A 15,910-nucleotide genomic window follows, 5' to 3' on the forward strand; every position below is an offset into this window, starting at 1 on the left:
GGTTCTCGCGTTGCTAGCCTTCCGGCGCATGAGCAGCAACGTCGCTGATCCCCTGCGTGTCCGTGCCGAGCTGACCGGGCCGGGTGGCGAGTTCGAGATCGTCGAGGAGGACGTGCTCGGCGTGCGGCTGCCGGTCTTCGCCCGGCGCCCGCGGAACCTGGGGGAGCTGCTGGCCGCGGCGCCCGCGCCGGAGGATCGGGACTATCTGGTGACGGCGGACCGCCGGATCGGCTACGGCGAGCACGCCGGTGCCGTCGGGGCTCTCGCCCGCGTGCTGGCGCAGCGGTACGGGGTCGGCAGGGGTGACCGCGTCGCGATCCTCGCCGCGAACTGTCCGGAGTGGATCGTCGCGTTCTGGGCGACGGTGAGTCTCGGCGCCGTGTGCGCCACCTACAACGCGTGGTGGACGACCCGGGAGATCGAGTACGCGCTCGGCCATTCGGAGCCCGTGCTGCTGATCGCCGACGCCGAACGCGCGGCGCGGCTGCCTGCCGGAATCGATGTTCCCGTGCTCGGCATCGAGGGGGACCTGCCCGGGCTGACGGCGGATCCGGCGCCGCTGCCCACAGTGGATGTCGGCGAGGACGAGCCCGCCGCCATCGTCTACACGAGCGGGACGACCGGGCGGCCCAAGGGCGTCACGCACTCGCACCGCAACATCGTGGCGACGGCTTTGTACCACCGGCTGATGAAGGCCACGGCCGCCGCGCTGGACCCGCGCGCCGCGGCCCCGGGCCGGTGGCTGCTGAGCCTGCCGCTGTTCCACATCGCGAGCCTGCACAACGTGGCGGTGCCCCGGCTGGCCACCGGCGAGACCGTGGTGCTCACCCAGGGCGCCTTCGACCCGCACCGGGTGCTGGAGCTGGTGTCCAGGGAGCGGGTCACCAACTGGACCGTCGTGCCCACCATGGGGCACCGGCTGAGCGCCCTCGGCGACGAGATCGGCCGGTACGACCTGTCCGCGCTGATCGCGTTCGGGCTGGCCTCGGCCCCGTCGTCACCCGCGCTCCAGGCGCGGCTGCGCGAGCTGATCCCCGCGGCGCGGCACAGCCTCGTCAACAGCTACGGGCTCACCGAGTCGGGCACCGGGGCGACCGTCGCCGCACCGATGATGCTGGCGGCCGATCCGGACACGGTGGGCGTGCCGATCCCGACCGTGGCGGTGCAGGTGCGCGACGAGTCCGGCGCGGTGGTGCCCGACGGCGTGACCGGCGAGATCTGGCTGCGCAGCCAGTTCAACATGCTCGGCTACTGGGCGGACCCGGCGGCGACGGCGGAGGTCTTCGACGCCGACCGGTGGCTGCGCACCGGGGACCTGGGCTGCCTGCGCGAGGGCAGGCTTTACCTGACCACGCGCCGCAGCGACCTGATCCTGCGCGGTGGGGAGAACGTCTACCCCGTCGAGGTGGAACGGTGCCTGGCGGAGCACCCCGCCGTCGCCGAGGCGGCCGTGTTCGGCGTCGAGCACCCGGACCTGGGCCAGGAGGTCTGCGCGATCGTCGTCACCGGCGGGCAGGTGGTGGACGAGGCGGACCTGCGGGCCCACACCGCCGAGCGGCTCGCCTACTACAAGGTGCCGTCCCGCTGGCACCTCACCACGGAACCGCTGCCCCGCAACGCCACCGGCAAGGTCGTGCGCACCGCTCTCGCGTCGCTCCACCCAGAGCTGCCCTGACCCGGCGGCTATGCTGGAGTCAACTAAGTTGACTTCGACGAGGGAGCCGCGATGACCGGCGAGCGCAGGCCGCTGACGGGCGCCACACCGATCGGGGACTGGTTGGCGCATCCCGAGGGCGGGCCACTGATCAGGAACCTGCTCGCCGAGAGCGGGTTCGACGAGAGCGTGCTCGCGCCCGTGCGCCTGCTGCCGCTGCGGCAGCTCGTCACCCTCAGCCGGGGGGCGCTCACCGAGGAGGTCGTCGACGACCTCGTCGCGCGCGCCAACGGCGGGGAGACGCCCGCCGAAGAGGACACCGGGACCGGCTGGCAGGAGCGCATCGTCCCCGGCAGGTTCGCCGACCGGACCGTCATCGTGACCGGCGCCGCGTCCGGGATCGGCAGGGCCACGGCGTCCCGCGTGGCGCGCGAGGGCGGCCGCGTGGTCGCCGTCGACCTCGTGGCCGAGGGGCTGGACACGCTCGCCGCGGAGCTCGATTCGTCCGACGTCGTGCCGGTCCCGGCCGACGTGACGAAGCAGGCCGACATCGAGCGCGTCGTCGCGGCGGCGGGGGACCGCGTCGACGGTCTCGCCAACGTCGCCGGCGTCGTCGACGATTTCACCCCGGTGCACGAGGTCTCGGACGCGATGTGGCAGCGGGTGTTCGCGGTCAACGTCGACGGGCTGTTCCGGCTCACCCGCGCGGTGGTCCCGGTGATGCTCTCGGCGGGGAGCGGCTCCATCGTCAACATCGCCTCGGAGTCGGCGTTGCGCGGGTCCGCGGCGGGTGTGGCCTACACCGCCTCGAAGCACGCTGTGGTGGGCATCACCCGCAGCGCGGCGTTCATGTACGGGCCCGGCATCCGCGTCAACGCGGTCGCACCGGGTGGCGTGGCCACCGGGATGGCGGCCGGGGAGATGTCGGAGTTCGGCCGGCGGCGGACCGCCGACTTCCTCACGCTCATGCCGCCGATCGCGACGGCGGCCCAGCTCGCCGCGTCGATCACGTTCCTGCTCAGCGACGACGGCGTCAACGTCTCGGGCGCGGTGCTGCCGTCGGACGGGGGCTGGTCGGTGCAGTAGCGCCGGGAGTGCCGGTCGTGCCCGTGGGGACGGGGGTGAGCAGCTGCTGGAGCAGTGCGCCGTAGCGGGAGACGAGCTCGTCCCGGCCCACGGCGATCAGGTGTTCGTCGCCGACCACCCACAGCGCGTAGAGCAGCCCGCCGACCAGTGCCCCCGCCAGCCGGGCCCGTACGTCGGCGTCGGCACCGGGCAGCCGCCTGCGCAGCGGCTCCACGAACGCGGTCTCGTGCGACGCGCTGAGCCGGTCGGCGATCTGGGGGTTCCCGCTGCCGCGCAGCAGTGCGAGGTAGACGCCGCGGATGTCCTCACCGGAGTCGAGCAGCACCTCGATGAAGCGTCGCCCGAGGGAGTCCAGCGGGACGTCGAGCAACGGCTCGTCGTCGATGGTCAGCCGCACGGTCTCCAGGAACAGCAACTCCTTCGACCCGAAGTGCCGGATCACGAGGGCCGGATCGATGTCCGCCCGCGCCGCGATGTCCCGCACCGAGGTGCCCGCGAACCCGTGGTCCCGGAACAGCCGCGCCGCCGCGGCGCGGATCGCCTCCCGGGTCGCGGCGCCGGAGCGCTGTCTGGCCATGGGCCGATCGTAGTGCGGTGGGCCGTGCCGGACCGGCGTGGCGGTGGCTGGTCCACACGGGTCCGCGTGGGGGGACAGCGGGCCGGCGGCCGGGCGTCGTAGCCTGGTCGGCGTGAACGACGACCAGGGAGGCGAGCCGGCGCTGAGCCGCGGACTGGCCGGGTACGTGCGCGCGGTGGCCGCGGCCGTCGGGGTGCCGCCGGAGGCGGCGTCATTCGAGGTCAGCGACACGGCGACCGCCTACCTGGGACTGGCGGCACGGTGGTCGGGACGGCCCGGCGACGACCTGATGCTGATCTGGAGCGAGCGGCACGGATGGGCGGTCGCGGTGGAGACCGATCCCGGCGAGGCGCCCATGGTGCTGGCCTACTTCACCGATGCGGATGCCGTCCCGGAGCCGGCGGCGGTGGCCCGGTTCGTGGCGGGCGTCGTCACCGGCGAGGAGCCCGGTTCGTCCTCGCCCGTCGTCCCGGCTCGCACGGGGCGCGCCGAACTCGCGGCCCGGCTGGCCCGGTACACCTGATCAGGCCGGACGTGGCGGGCGGAGCCGCGGGACTCAGGCGTTGCCGGATCCGCCGTCCAGCACGACGACCAGGGTGACGCTGCGGCCCGACCGGGTGGTCACCTCGACGGTGTCCGGTCCCGGGCAGCGGTAGCCACCGAGCGGGGCGAGGCTCCCGGCCCGCCGGAGCCGACGTGCGGACGGATCCCAGTGGGCCGGGTGGTAGGCCACCCGGGTGAGCGGGCCCAGCCGGGTTGCCAGCGCCGTCGCCAGCGCCGGCAACTCGGCGGACAGGTCCCGCGATCGGGGCCACCAGGCCCCGTCGACGTACCCCGGGGTGGGCACCTTGGGCTTCTTGCTCAGGTGGAGTTTCAGCCGAGGCGGCTCAGCGGCCATCGTGGCGCTCGGGGTGGTGTTGCGAACTCGCGGGCCCGACATCATGCCGGCGCTCCTGCCCCCGGCCGGCACCGCCGACCGGACTATCGGCGCCGAGAACGAGACCGGCTCGACCGCCGGCCCGCGAAATGCTCTCGACATGCCGACACTACACCTCGGCGAGCGCGGACTCCACCGAACGGCACCACCGCTTCGGGCGGGTTCGCCTACCCGGGTGCCGGCCGCCGGCACTCACGGGCCCGGGCGTTCCCCGCTGGGCATCGTCAGTCCACTGCGGACGGCCGCGCTCCCGGCCGCCTCACCGCGGGGTCAGCCGGACCACCGGGTACTCGCGGTCGGACTTGCGCTGGTACTTCGCGTAGCGCGGCTGTTCGGCGGTGATGCGCTCCCAGGCCCGCGCGCGGTCGTCGCCGGTCAGTCGCCGCGGAACCACCGGCACCGGCTCGCCGCCGGGCAGTTCGATGGCGGCCCGATCGGGGTGCGCCATCAGGTTGAGGTACCAGTCCGGGTGCCGGCTCCCGCCACCCGAGGCGACGACCAACCGGGCGTCCTCCCCGTCGGCGAACCACGTCACCGGCGACTCCCTCGGCTGCCCGCTCCGGCGGCCCACCGTGTGCAGGATCAGCAGTTCCATGCCCATGACCCGGCCGCCCTTGCGCCGGATGCGGGTGCACGTGCGGGCGTTCATCCTCCGCTGTATCCACCGGGACAGCGTCCCCGGCGAACCGGGCTTGCGCCCGCCGCGGCGGCTGTCCTGGTCGTTCCGGGTCATGCGCTTCCTCCAGGTCACGTGAACGGTGATCTCCTGGCGGTCACGGTAGGTGTGGTCCGGTGCCCGCGCTTCTCGATTCCTGACCAGCCGGGTCAGGTTCGTCCACCGGCGTGGATCAGGTACGGCTCGCGGCCCGTCCGGCGACCGGCAGGGCGAGGACGACGAGGGCGGCGCCGATCCACAGCACGCTCGTGGTGGTGATGCCGTCCACAGCCAGACCGCCGGCGAGGGCGCCGAGCGCGATGGACAGGTTGAACGTGGAGACGTACAGGGAGGACGCGGCCTCGGTCGCGGCGGGGGCGGCCTCGAGGATCCAGGCCTGGAGGGTGACGGGAACGGCCCCGTATCCCAGGCCCCACAGGATGAGGATCGCGCCGGCGGTCACGGTCGTGTCCTCGACGGCGGCCAGGATGAGCATGGCCAGGGCGAGTACGACGGAGATCCCCATGACGGTGTGCCGCAGACGGGTGGCGACGAGGGCCCCGGCGATGAAGTTGCCGCAGATTCCCGCCACCCCGAACACCAGCAGCAGCGCGCCGATCATCCTGCCGTCGACGCCGTCGCCGGCCAGGAGCGGGCGGACGAACGTGTAGGCGAGGAAGTGGCCGGTGATGACGAGGAACGTCATGGCGATGCCGGTCCGTACGCCCGCACGGCCGAAGGCCCGTGCCAGGTCGGTGAATCCGGTCGTTCGCCGCGCGGGCAGCTCCGGCAGCAGGAACACGAGGCAGGCCAGGGAGACCAGGCCGAGCACACCGACGGCCGCGAACGCGGTACGCCAGCCGCTGAGGTCGCCGAGGAAGGTGCCGGCGGGAACGCCGAGGACGGACGCGGTCTCGACCCCGCCGAAGATCACCGCGGTGGCCCGCGGGACGTGCCTGGCGGGTACCAGTCGCAGCGCGATGCCGCCGGCGATGGACCAGAACCCCCCGACGCTGATGCCGATGAGGAAGCGGGCGATCAGAACGACGGTGAAGCTGGTCGCGAGACCGGAGACGAGGTTCGCCGCGCCGACCAGTCCGATGAGGACGGCCAGGACGAGGCGGCGGTCGAAGCGGCCGGTGGTCACGGTGACCAGGGGCGCCGAGACGGCGGCGACCAGGCCGGGTACCGTCACCATGAGCCCGGCGGTGCCGTCGGAGACGCCCAGGGCGGAGCCGACCGGCGTGAGCAGGCCCACGGGCAGCAGCTCGGAGGTCATCAGGGCGAAGATGCCCAGAGTCACCGCCAGCACGGCCAGCCAGCCCCGCAGGGGCGAGCGGCCGTCGCTGGTGGTGGTTCCGGGTGTGTCGAGTGTGGTCACGCGGGTGTGCACCTCTCCTGAAGGGGGTCGCGGCGGCTACCGGGTTCCGGGGGTGGTGCGCGCGGTGATGTTGAGCCGGTTCCATGCGTTGACGGTGAAGATCAGTGCGATGAGCTGGGCGAGTTCCGCCTCGGAGAAGTGCCTGGCCGCCTCGTCGTAGACCGCGTCCGGGACGCCGTCCGGCAACCGGGTGACGGCCTCGGTCAGCGCCAGCGCGGCCCGCTCCCGAGCCGTGTAGAGGCTGGACTCCTCCCACGCGCCGAGCTGGTGGATGCGTCGCTCCGTCTCACCGGCCTCGCGCGCGTCCGTGGTGTGGTAGTCGATGCAGTACGCGCAGCGGTTGATCTGGGAGGCGCGGATCTGGACCAGCTCGACCAGTACCGGGTCGAGGCGCTCGCGTGCGGCGGCGTCGAGGGCCAGGACGGCCTTGAAGACCCGGGGAGCGACGGCGGAGAAGTTCATGCGCTGGGGCACCGGAATCGTGGTCATGGCACGACCCTAGAAGTGGAAAGACCCACCGGAATGGTGCATTCTCGTGCCAATGGAATGGGTCAATTCGGCCGGCCGTGGCGACGAGCCCGGCTCCGGACCGAGTCAGGGAGCGGATCTCCACCTGGACCTCACCGGTGAGGGCGGCCGCCGCGCGCAGCTCATGCGGGCTCTGCGTGAAGCCATCCGCTCCGGCAGGCTCACGCCAGGGACACGACTTCCTCCGTACCGGAGTCTCGCCGCCGACCTGGGGATCGCCCGCAACACCGCCGCGGCAGCCTATGCCGAGCTCGTCGAGGAGGGCTGGCTCACCGCCCGGCAGGGGTCCGGCACTCGCGTGGCGCGCCGCGCCACGCCGCTGGAACCCGGCCGCGCGCCGCGGCCGGTCCCGGCCACCGGCCGGCGCGTCGTCCACGACCTGCTGCCCAGTTCTCCGGACGCCGCCGCGTTCCCCCGTACCGCGTGGCTCACGTCGGCCCGGCGCGCTCTCGCGGCCGCGCCGAACGACGCGTTCGGAGTGCCGGACCCGCGCGGCAGGCCCGAGTTGCGCCGGGCGCTCGCGGAGTACCTGGCGCGAGCGCGGGACGTGCGCACCGAGCCCGACCGGATCGTCGTCTGCGCCGGTTTCTCCGACGGGCTGCGCCTGCTGACGAACGTGCTCGACGGTGGCATCGCGACGGAGTCCTACGGCCTGGACTTCCATCGAGCCATCCTCCACCAGGGCGGCCGGCGCACCGTCCCGCTCACCGTCGACGTGCACGGCGCGCGGATCGACGAGCTCCCCGGCACCGGCGCGCGGGCCGTCCTGCTCACCCCGGCACACCAGTACCCGACCGGCGGTCCGCTGCAGGCGCACCGCCGGGCGGCGGTCGTCGACTGGGCCCGCTCCAGCCGGGGACTGGTGCTGGAAGACGACTACGACGGGGAGTTCCGGTACGACCGCCAGCCGGTCGGCGCGCTCCAAGGCCTCGACCCGGACCGGGTCGTCTACCTCGGCTCGACCAGCAAGAGCCTTTCTCCCGGGCTGCGCCTGGGCTGGATGGTGCTGCCGGGGTCACTCGTCGATGCCGTGCTCGCCGCCAAGGGCGAACGCGAGACGTGGACGGGCGTCACCGACCAGCTCACCCTCGCCGACTTCATCGGCTGTGGCTCCTACGACCGGCACCTGCGCCGGATGCGGCTGAGCTACCGGCGGCGCCGGGACCAGCTGGTGACCACGCTCGCGGACCGCGCCCCGCACATCCGCGTCAGCGGCATCGCGGCCGGACTGCACGCGGTCCTCGAACTTCCCGGCGGCACGGAGGAAAGCACGGTGCGCGCCGCGCGGCGACAGGGGCTGGCCCTCGACGGACTGCGCCCCTACCGGCACCCCGGCAGCACCATGCCGCCACGCGACGGCCTGGTCATCGGATACGGCACGCCACCCGGCCACGCCTTCACCGCCGCCCTGGACGCCCTGTGCACGGCGTTGCCAGGCCCTTCCTGAGCGGCGGCGGACGGTCGGCGGGCACGGTCCTCAGTGGAGGCGCGGCGAGGGAGGGTGAGCCGAGACGCGCGAGGCCGCGTCCCCGGTTGCCTCGGGCCCGGCCTGGGCCGGTGAGAACCGCGCACGACGGTCTCGCGTGCGGCCGTGCCCGCCGCGGTGCGACCGGAACGGCTCCGCGGTTCAGGCCCCGGCGAGGCGGGGCGGGAAGCCGCCGGTGGCGATCGGGCCCCATCGTTCGATGTGGACGCGGAGGAGCGACTTGTCCTGCCGCGCCATCGCTTCGCGGTACTCGTCCCAGTCCGGATGCTCGCCGGAGACGCGGCGGAAGTACTCGACGAGACCGTCGAGCGCTTCCGGCATGTCCAGCACCTCGGCCCGCCCGTCGACCTGCACGTACGGGCCGTCCCACTCGTCGGAGAGGACGCACACCGACACCCGGGGGTCCCGGCGGGCGTTGCGGGTCTTGGCCCGGTCCGGGTATGTCGAGATCACGATCCGGCCGCCGGCGTCCACGCCGCAGGTGACCGGGGACAGCTGCGGGCGGCCGTCGGCCCGGGTGGTGACGAGCAGGCACCGGTGCCGCGGTCGCAGGAACTCCAGCAGCGCCTGCCGGTCGACGCGGTCGGTGGTGGCGATGCGTGGCATGGATTCGTGGTCCCTTCCCTCGCTGTGCGGTCTCATCGTAGGAGGCGCGCGGGATCGTGTGCGGTGCGGTGAGCGGCCCGTGTGGCCTGCTCGCACGGCGCGGGGGATCGTCCGGTGCGGTCGCGCCGCCGGGCCGGGCCCGGCATTCCCGGCGGCGCGACCTTCCTCGGTGGCGAACACCGCGGCCGCACCGGCTGCCCGCTCAGGGCAGCAGTACGGTCTTGCCGGCCAGGCGGCCCGCGGCGGCTTCGTCGTGGACCGCGGGAAGGTCGCCCAGCGGGCGACGGGCGGCGACATCGATCCGCAGCTGCCCGGCGTCGACCCGGGCGGCGAGGCCGGCCAGCTGGTCGGCCTCGCTCCGCGCGAACACGCGGGCGGTGCGGATCCCGCGCCCGGGTTCCGCCGGGGGCGGGGTGGTGGTGCTGACCAGCGCGCCGTCGTCGCGCACCAGGTCGACCAGCGCCGCCGTCTCTTCCGGGGTGGTCGCGACGAGGTTGAGCACCACGTCGAACGGTTGTCCCTCGGCGGTGACGGGGGTGGTCGTGTGGTCGAGGTGGCCGACGAGCCGGTCGGCTCCGTACCCGCGAAGCCGGTCGGCACTGCGTGCGCTCGCGGTCGCGGTGACGACGGCTCCGGCCTGCTTCGCGAGCTGGACCGCGTAGCCGCCGACCGCGCCCCCGGCCCCGTTGACCAGGATGGTCTGGCCGCGCTCCAGCCCGGCGTGCTCGAACAAGGCCTGCCAGGCGGTGAGCCCGCCCACCGGAAGCACCGCGGCGTCGGCGAGCTCGACCGTCCGCGGGGCGGGGGCCAGGACCTCGGCGGGGGCCAGCACGTACTCGGCCGCCGCGCCGTCGGCGTTCATCGGGAGGAACGCCACCACCGCGTCACCGGCCCGCCAGCCCTCGACGTCGGCGCCCAGCTCCGCGACGGTGCCGGCGAGGTCGACACCCGGCACGTGCGGGAAGGAGAGCGGGAACACCTCCCGCAGAGCGCCGGCGCGGAGGCCGATGTCGACGGGGTTGAACGATGTCCCGGCCACCCGCACCAGTACCTGTCCCGGTCCGGGAACCGGCCGTTCGGCCTCCTCGTGGTCCAGCACGTCACTGCCGCCGTACCGGTGATACCGCATCGCCTTCATGACATCCTCCTCGGGAAAGTTGCTTCGAAGTCGAAGTATCCCGAGCGTAGTCTTGCTTCGAAGTCGAAGCAATTGCCGAGACGGTGACGGTCGCCACTCTGCTTCGATCTCGAAGCATCTAGGATGGGTGGATGGCGGATGCGCTGGCGCCCGAGGAGCTGAACACGTACTTCGCGCTGATGGAGTCCGTGAGCCTGCTCCACCACGCGGTCGAACAGCACCTCCGGGCCGAAGGAGGGCTCAGCTACGTCCAGTTCCAGCTCCTGGCCCGGCTCGCCGACGCCCCGGAGCGGCGGCTGACCATGACCGAGCTGGCCGACGGCGTCGTCTACAGCCGCAGCGGCCTGACCCACCAGGCCGGGCTGCTGGAGCAGGCCGGCCTGGTCACCCGCGGCCCCAGCCCCCACGACCAGCGCGCCACGCTCGTCACCATCACCGAAGCGGGACTGGCCCTGGTGGCCAAGGTGCTACCCGGTCACATCGAGGTCGCCCGCAGGTTGCTGTTCGATCCACTGTCCGATGCGGACCTTCGCAGCCTGGGCGAGATCATGACGCGGGTCCGCGACCACATGCGCGCTCAGCCGCCCCGCTCGGCGGCCACGCGCAAGCGCCGCGCGCCCGGAGCCTGAACGCACCCGATGTGGCATCCGATGCGTTGAACGCCACCAAGGCCACAGTGGGGAGCGTGCGGACGGCTGACCTGAGGACGTGTCACTCACGACCGGCGGGGGCGGTGATCCGCACCCGGTCGCTGTCCCCATCGGACAGCAACGCCGCCAGCGCGTGCCCCTCCTCGGTGACCGCGGCGCGCTCGGCCCGCGAGAGGCGGCGCAGCGGGGCGACGGTGACGACCGTGCCGGACCCGGGATCCGTCTCGTCCGTCCACGTGGCCGCGACCCGGCCGTCGACCAGCACCACCCGGGCACCGGCCACGGACAGGCCGCGGTGCGCGTCGTCGATGATCCGGCCGCGGTCGTGGTAGCCGAGGATCGCGTTGTCGAACGCGGGCAGGAACCGCACCGGAGCGGGGGTGTCGGCGTCGGGGCGCGGTGCGCCGGGCAGGTCGAGGAGTTCGCGCCCGCGTTCGTCGCGGAACGTGACCAGCTCGCGGCGCATCGCGGCCACCGTGGCGGGCAGGCCGGCGAGGCCACTCCACGCGCGCAGGTCAGCGGTGGCGGCGGGGCCGAACGCCGCCAGGTAGCGCCGGACCAGCGCGGCGTCGACCGGACCGTCGCCGTCCGCCGATCGCGGGCCGGTCGCGCGTCCCAGCCAGGTGGCCAGCGGGAGGTTGCGCACTCCTGCCTTCGTCCGCCACAGCCCGCGCGGGGGCAGCTGCGCCACCGGGACGAGGGCGATCGCCATCTCGCCGAGCGCCCTCGGCCCGCTGTCCGGCCAGCGCGTGGCGAGCGCGCGGCCGAGTTCGCCCATCGAGCGGGGCTCACCGTCGGCCAGCACCGCCCGCGCGGCCTCCGCGAGCTCGTCGAGGTCCACCCCGTCGAGCTCACGGCGGTAGACCCCGAGTACCCGCTGGCGCAGCATGGTGTCGTGGCGCGCCCGCCAGGCCAGGGCGTCCCGGGCGGTGACCAGGTGGATGGTGCGGCGCATGAGGTGGGTCCGCACCACGCTCCGCCCGGTCAGCAGCTCCGACAGCGTGGCCGGGTCGAACGCGCGCAATCGCGACCAGAGACCGACGAACGGTTCCTGCGGCTCCTGCGCCTGCAGGCCGCAGACGTGCGCGACGGCGTCGAGCACGGGCAGCTCGGCGCGCTCGAGCAGGAGCTGCCGCGCGAGCGTCGCCCGGTTGAGCGCCCGGGTGCTGAGAACCTCGTGGACCGTCATGTCACCACGGTGACAGGGATAGCGGCCAGGTTCTGACCGCCTTGGCGGTCGCCCTGCTCGGGTTGTCGTGCGTCAGGAGGCGGCCAGCCGGTCCAGGAGCTCACCGAGCAGTGCGTGTTCCCCGGGGCTGAGCCCTGCCGTGTCGTCCGCGAGCAGGGTGCGCAGCGTCAGCGCGGCGGTGGCGCGCGTGGCCGGGACGGGCCTGCCGGGTCGCGTGGTGTCGTGGAGCACGCCGGCGAGCGCCGCTTCGCGCACCCGGTCGGACAGGCCCAGGTCGCGCTGGTCGCCGGGCCGGGTGATCAGGGTGAGTGTCACGCCGATGTTGGCGGCCAGGATCTGCTCGGCCGCGTCCCCGGCGGGGACCGCGAGCCGGCCCTGGCGTGCCACGGCGGCCAGCAGGTCCCGCAGCATGGCCTGTGCGGGCGCGGTGATGGCGCAGGGCCTGCCCGGTTCGATCCGGCCGTACAGCAGCGCGTAGAAGTTCGGGTGGTCCAGCCCGAACCGCACATGCTGGTCCCAGCCGCGGCGGATGTCCGCCACCGGGTCCTGGCTTTCCCCTGCCCCGTGCGCGGTCCGGACGTACTGGTCGAACCCGTGGCCGATCACCGCGTCGATCAGGCCCTGCTTGCTGCCGAAGTGGTGGTACAGCGTCGGGGCCTGCACCCCGGCTCGCTCGCACACCGCACGGGTCGACAGGGCTCGCTCACCGGAGCCGTCCATCAGCTCGGCGGCAGCCAGCAGGAGTCTGTCGCGGGCATCGCCGGACGGAGACCGAGTTCCCATACCACTACACTACCCTCTATAGTGATACACAAGACTGTGTATCGAATGTAGCGATGGAGGCTGTCATGGACACACCCGTTCCCGGTGTGGTGAGGACGTTCTTCGAGGCGAGCTCCCGCCGGGACGTCGAAGCGATCACCGGCCTGTTCACCGAGGACGGCGTGGTGGTCGACGAGGCCGCCACCCGCCGTGGCACGGGGGAGATCCGGGCCTGGCAGGAGGGCCCGGCCTCGCAGTACCGGTACACCACCGAGGTGCTCGCCACGGAGGTCCAGGGGGAGGACGTGTTCCTGGTCAGGGGCCGCATCGTGGGCGACTTCCCCGGCGGCACCGCCGACCTGACGTGGCGTTTCACCCTCGCTGGTGAGCGCATCCACCGGCTCGAGATCGCGCCCTGACGGCGACGGCGCGGACGGAGGGAGATCCGTTGCGGACATGGTTCATCACCGGCGGCACGCCCGGCGGGTTCGGCATGGCCTACGCGGAGGCGGCGCTGGCGGACGGCGACCAGGTCGCCGTGACCGTGCGCAGGCCGGAGGAGCTGCGCGGGTGGGCCGCCCGGCACGGGAACCGGGTGCTCGTCCTGCCGCTCGACGTCACGGACGCGGCTCAGGCCGAGCGAGTCGTGGCCCGCGCCGAAGAACATTTCGGCGCTCTCGACGTTCTCGTCAACAACGCGGGCCGTGGCTGGTACGGCTCGATCGAGGGCATGGACGACGCCGCGGTACGGCGGCTGTTCGAGCTGAACTTCTTCGCGGTCCTGACCGTGACCCGCGCCGTGCTGCCGGGGATGCGTGCCCGGCGCAGCGGCCGCATCGTGAACATGTCCTCGGTCGCCGGGCTCGTCGGCGTGCCGGGCTTCGGCTTCTACACCGCCGCGAAGTTCGCCGTCGAGGGGATGACGGAGGTACTGCGGCAGGAGGTCGCGCCATTCGGTATCCGCGTCGTCGCGGTGGAACCCGGCGCCTTCCGCACCCGGGCCTACGCGGGCTTCGCCGACGAGCCGGTCACCGAGGCGATCGCGGACTACCGGCGAATGCTGGAGGCGGTCCGGGAGCGGATGATCGGCGAGGACGGCAAACAGTCCGGCGATCCCGCCCGCGGGGTCAGGGCCGTGATCGCGGCGATCGACCGGGACGACCCGCCGGACCGTCTCGTGCTCGGCGGCGCCGGCTACGACGCTGTCGCGGCCGACCTCGAGCACCGGCTCGCCGAACTCCGCGCGCAGCGCGCCGTCTCCCGCAGCGTGGATTTCCCGGCGGCACCGTGAGTTCGGGTGGTGCCGAGCCGTCCGCGCGGTAGGCGCGGCGACGGCGACACACCTACCGCGCCGCGAGACCGCTCCCGGCGCTCGTCCGGACGCCGATGCGCCACACGACACCGCCGGATCACCCGCCGCTACAGGGCCGGTCCGGTCGCCTTGCGCGGGCGCCCCGTGCATCGCCGCTGCCGTCGTCGGCTTGACAACGTCCCGGGGTGCGATATATTGCATATCGCACCACTCACCACGGTCCTCCGGACATCGGCACTGTGGACATCCGCAGATCCCGGCGGTGTGCCCGCCACGCGAGGACGGACCGCTCGCGTTCCCGTATCGCGTGCGTCGCGGTCGCCCCCGAAGCGGCGCCGGGACGTGCCGATCCCGTCACCGACCCAGCTCGACCAGGAGGACCATCATGGGTTTCGTCACCGCCGGCATCGAGAACAGCACGAACATCGAGCTCTACTACGAGGACCACGGCACGGGCCAGCCCGTCGTGCTGATCCACGGCTACCCGCTCGACGGGCACAGCTGGGAACTGCAGGCCCGAGAGCTGCTCGCGGCCGGCTATCGCGTCATCACCTACGACCGGCGCGGCTTCGGCCGGTCGAGCAAGGCGGGCAGCGGCTACGACTACGACACGTTCGCGGCCGATCTGAGTGTGCTGCTCGAGACCCTGGACCTGCGGGACGTCATCCTCGTCGGTTTCTCGATGGGCACCGGTGAGCTCGCACGATACGTGCGCAACCACGGCCACGAGCGGATCGCGAAGCTCGCCTTCCTCGCCTCGATCGAGCCGTTCCTCGTGCGGACCGAGGACAACCCGGGCGGCCTGCCGCGGGAGGGCTTCGACGGCACGATCGCGGCCGCCCGCGCCGATCGGTTCGCCTGGTTCACCCAGTTCTACCAGGACTTCTACAACCTCGACGAGACCCTCGGCACGCTGGTCAGCGAGGAGGTCGTCCGCGCCAACTGGAACACCGCCGCCGGGTCGGCGCCGATCGCGGCCTGGGCGGTCGTGCCGTCGTGGCTGGAGGACTTCCGCCCCGATGTGGAGGCGGTGCGTGCCTCCGGCAAGCCCGCGCTGATCGTGCACGGGACGAAGGACGCCCTCCTGCCGATCGAGGTCACCGGCCGCCCCTTCCACGCGGCGCTTCCGGAAGCCGAGTACCTCGAGATCGAGGACGCCCCGCACGGTCTGCTCTGGACCCATGCGACCGAGGTCAACGACGCGCTGGTGCGGTTCGCGGCGAAGTAGTGGCCGCGGAGCGTCAGCCGGGCGGCAGGTCGTCCCGGTGCGGGTCGAGCGTCATCCAGTTGCGGCGTGCTTCGAGCGCCGCCGCCTCGGCATCACCGGCCTCGGCGAGCTCGACGATCCTGGCGTGCTGCGCGACCGACTCCCTGCCGACGAGCGAGGCGAACCGGATCCGCTCGACCCGCCGGAGCACCGGTGTGTACTGGTCGAGCACAGCCCGGATCGCGTCGTTCCCGGCCCGGTCCACCGGTACCCGGTGAAAGTCGTCGTCCGCTCCGATCGCGGCCACGACGTCGCCGGTCGTCAAGGCGCGCTCGAAGGCCTCGTTCGCCCGCCGCATCGCCGCGAAGTCCGCCGCCGTGAGGTGCGGGACGGCGTCCCGCACCGCGAGCTCGTGCATCGCCGCCGTGACGGCCTGCGCGTCGGCGACGCCGCGCGGGTCGATCGGGCTCACGATCGTGTAGCGCCCCGGCTTGGTCTCGACCAGGCCGGCCGTCTCGAGCCGGGTGAGGGCCTCGCGGATCGGCGTTCGGCTCACCCCGAGCCAGGAGCTCAGCTCCGCGTCGAGCAGCCGCTCACCCGGTTCGAGGGTGCCGTCGATGATCGCGTCGCGAATGCGGACGAACACGCTGTCCCGCAGCAGCTGGCGCTGCTCGGACCTGCCCGTGACCGGAATCGGCATATCCCTATCTTGCAATGCCCCCTTCCCCCGCGGAGCACCAGG

The 15,910-nt window shown here is 73.2% G+C and carries 18 protein-coding genes; 8 read left to right on the forward strand and 10 right to left on the reverse strand.

Annotated features, from left to right (window positions below):
• Positions 1 to 28 precede the first annotated feature (28 nt).
• The gene (casG, locus tag B0I33_RS18440; protein WP_106180038.1) at positions 29 to 1,675 is read left to right on the forward strand and encodes a steroid-24-oyl-CoA synthetase; all 1,647 of its coding nucleotides are present in this window, start codon (positions 29 to 31) and stop codon (positions 1,673 to 1,675) included.
• Between the two features lie 51 nt (positions 1,676 to 1,726).
• The gene (locus B0I33_RS18445; RefSeq protein WP_106180039.1) at positions 1,727 to 2,740 is read left to right on the forward strand and encodes an SDR family NAD(P)-dependent oxidoreductase; all 1,014 of its coding nucleotides are present in this window, start codon (positions 1,727 to 1,729) and stop codon (positions 2,738 to 2,740) included.
• On the opposite strand, the gene B0I33_RS18450 is transcribed toward B0I33_RS18445, so the two are convergent.
• Positions 2,688 to 3,317 (reverse strand): TetR/AcrR family transcriptional regulator, encoded by a 630-nt coding sequence (locus tag B0I33_RS18450; RefSeq protein WP_106180040.1) that lies wholly within the window; start codon positions 3,315 to 3,317, stop codon positions 2,688 to 2,690. The two genes, B0I33_RS18445 and B0I33_RS18450, sit on opposite strands and share 53 nt — an antisense overlap.
• Positions 3,318 to 3,429: 112 nt before the next feature.
• Between B0I33_RS18450 and B0I33_RS18455 the strand changes: the two genes are divergently transcribed.
• The gene (locus B0I33_RS18455) at positions 3,430 to 3,840 is read left to right on the forward strand and encodes a DUF6292 family protein (protein WP_106180041.1); all 411 of its coding nucleotides are present in this window, start codon (positions 3,430 to 3,432) and stop codon (positions 3,838 to 3,840) included.
• Between the two features lie 33 nt (positions 3,841 to 3,873).
• On the opposite strand, the gene B0I33_RS30910 is transcribed toward B0I33_RS18455, so the two are convergent.
• The 4 genes from B0I33_RS30910 to B0I33_RS18475 all read right to left on the reverse strand — a co-directional run bounded on the left by B0I33_RS30910 (position 3,874) and on the right by B0I33_RS18475 (position 6,779).
• Positions 3,874 to 4,164, reverse strand: a complete 291-nt coding sequence (locus B0I33_RS30910) for a DUF5994 family protein (RefSeq protein WP_245900799.1) — start codon at positions 4,162 to 4,164, stop codon at positions 3,874 to 3,876.
• A 349-nt stretch (positions 4,165 to 4,513) separates the two neighbouring features.
• Positions 4,514 to 4,987: a nitroreductase/quinone reductase family protein gene (locus tag B0I33_RS18465; protein WP_106180043.1), complete on the reverse strand. Its 474-nt coding sequence runs from the start codon at positions 4,985 to 4,987 to the stop codon at positions 4,514 to 4,516.
• Between the two features lie 115 nt (positions 4,988 to 5,102).
• Positions 5,103 to 6,290, reverse strand: coding sequence for an MFS transporter (locus B0I33_RS18470; protein WP_106180185.1), 1,188 nt, complete (start codon positions 6,288 to 6,290; stop codon positions 5,103 to 5,105).
• A gap of 36 nt (positions 6,291 to 6,326) precedes the next feature.
• Complete coding sequence (locus B0I33_RS18475) at positions 6,327 to 6,779, reverse strand: carboxymuconolactone decarboxylase family protein (RefSeq protein WP_219927213.1); 453 nt, start codon at positions 6,777 to 6,779, stop codon at positions 6,327 to 6,329.
• Between the two features lie 52 nt (positions 6,780 to 6,831).
• On the opposite strand from B0I33_RS18475, the gene pdxR reads away from it, so the two are divergent.
• A complete protein-coding gene (gene pdxR / locus B0I33_RS18480; RefSeq protein WP_219927214.1) occupies positions 6,832 to 8,265 on the forward strand; it encodes a MocR-like pyridoxine biosynthesis transcription factor PdxR in 1,434 nt (477 codons plus the stop codon).
• Between the two features lie 180 nt (positions 8,266 to 8,445).
• Here the strand turns inward: pdxR and B0I33_RS18485 are convergent, their stop codons facing one another.
• Both B0I33_RS18485 and B0I33_RS18490 read right to left on the reverse strand, forming a co-directional pair.
• Positions 8,446 to 8,910: a PPOX class F420-dependent oxidoreductase gene (locus tag B0I33_RS18485; protein ID WP_106180044.1), complete on the reverse strand. Its 465-nt coding sequence runs from the start codon at positions 8,908 to 8,910 to the stop codon at positions 8,446 to 8,448.
• A 202-nt stretch (positions 8,911 to 9,112) separates the two neighbouring features.
• The gene (locus B0I33_RS18490; protein WP_106180045.1) at positions 9,113 to 10,048 is read right to left on the reverse strand and encodes an NADP-dependent oxidoreductase; all 936 of its coding nucleotides are present in this window, start codon (positions 10,046 to 10,048) and stop codon (positions 9,113 to 9,115) included.
• A 131-nt stretch (positions 10,049 to 10,179) separates the two neighbouring features.
• Between B0I33_RS18490 and B0I33_RS18495 the strand changes: the two genes are divergently transcribed.
• Positions 10,180 to 10,677, forward strand: coding sequence for a MarR family winged helix-turn-helix transcriptional regulator (locus B0I33_RS18495; RefSeq protein WP_106180046.1), 498 nt, complete (start codon positions 10,180 to 10,182; stop codon positions 10,675 to 10,677).
• A gap of 82 nt (positions 10,678 to 10,759) precedes the next feature.
• Here the strand turns inward: B0I33_RS18495 and B0I33_RS18500 are convergent, their stop codons facing one another.
• Entirely contained in the window at positions 10,760 to 11,887 is a 1,128-nt protein-coding gene (locus B0I33_RS18500) for a winged helix DNA-binding domain-containing protein (RefSeq protein ID WP_106180047.1), read from the reverse strand.
• 72 nt (positions 11,888 to 11,959) lie between these two features.
• On the reverse strand, positions 11,960 to 12,670 hold the full coding sequence (locus tag B0I33_RS18505) for a TetR/AcrR family transcriptional regulator (RefSeq protein ID WP_106180048.1): 711 nt from the start codon (positions 12,668 to 12,670) through the stop codon (positions 11,960 to 11,962).
• Between the two features lie 65 nt (positions 12,671 to 12,735).
• Between B0I33_RS18505 and B0I33_RS18510 the strand changes: the two genes are divergently transcribed.
• The 3 genes from B0I33_RS18510 to B0I33_RS18520 all read left to right on the forward strand — a co-directional run bounded on the left by B0I33_RS18510 (position 12,736) and on the right by B0I33_RS18520 (position 15,189).
• Positions 12,736 to 13,068 (forward strand): nuclear transport factor 2 family protein, encoded by a 333-nt coding sequence (locus B0I33_RS18510; RefSeq protein WP_181193354.1) that lies wholly within the window; start codon positions 12,736 to 12,738, stop codon positions 13,066 to 13,068.
• Between the two features lie 29 nt (positions 13,069 to 13,097).
• On the forward strand, positions 13,098 to 13,940 hold the full coding sequence (locus B0I33_RS18515; RefSeq protein WP_106180050.1) for an oxidoreductase: 843 nt from the start codon (positions 13,098 to 13,100) through the stop codon (positions 13,938 to 13,940).
• Between the two features lie 406 nt (positions 13,941 to 14,346).
• Complete coding sequence (locus tag B0I33_RS18520) at positions 14,347 to 15,189, forward strand: alpha/beta fold hydrolase (protein WP_106180051.1); 843 nt, start codon at positions 14,347 to 14,349, stop codon at positions 15,187 to 15,189.
• 13 nt (positions 15,190 to 15,202) lie between these two features.
• Here B0I33_RS18520 and B0I33_RS18525 read toward each other — a convergent pair whose 3' ends face one another.
• Positions 15,203 to 15,868 carry a GntR family transcriptional regulator gene (locus tag B0I33_RS18525; protein WP_106180052.1) on the reverse strand — a complete coding sequence of 222 codons (666 nt, stop codon included), beginning with the start codon at positions 15,866 to 15,868 and terminating at the stop codon, positions 15,203 to 15,205.
• Between the last annotated feature and the right edge of the window lie 42 nt (positions 15,869 to 15,910).

The sequence above is a fragment of the Prauserella shujinwangii genome (assembly GCF_003001955.1).
GTDB lineage: Bacteria > Actinomycetota > Actinomycetes > Mycobacteriales > Pseudonocardiaceae > Qaidamihabitans > Qaidamihabitans shujinwangii.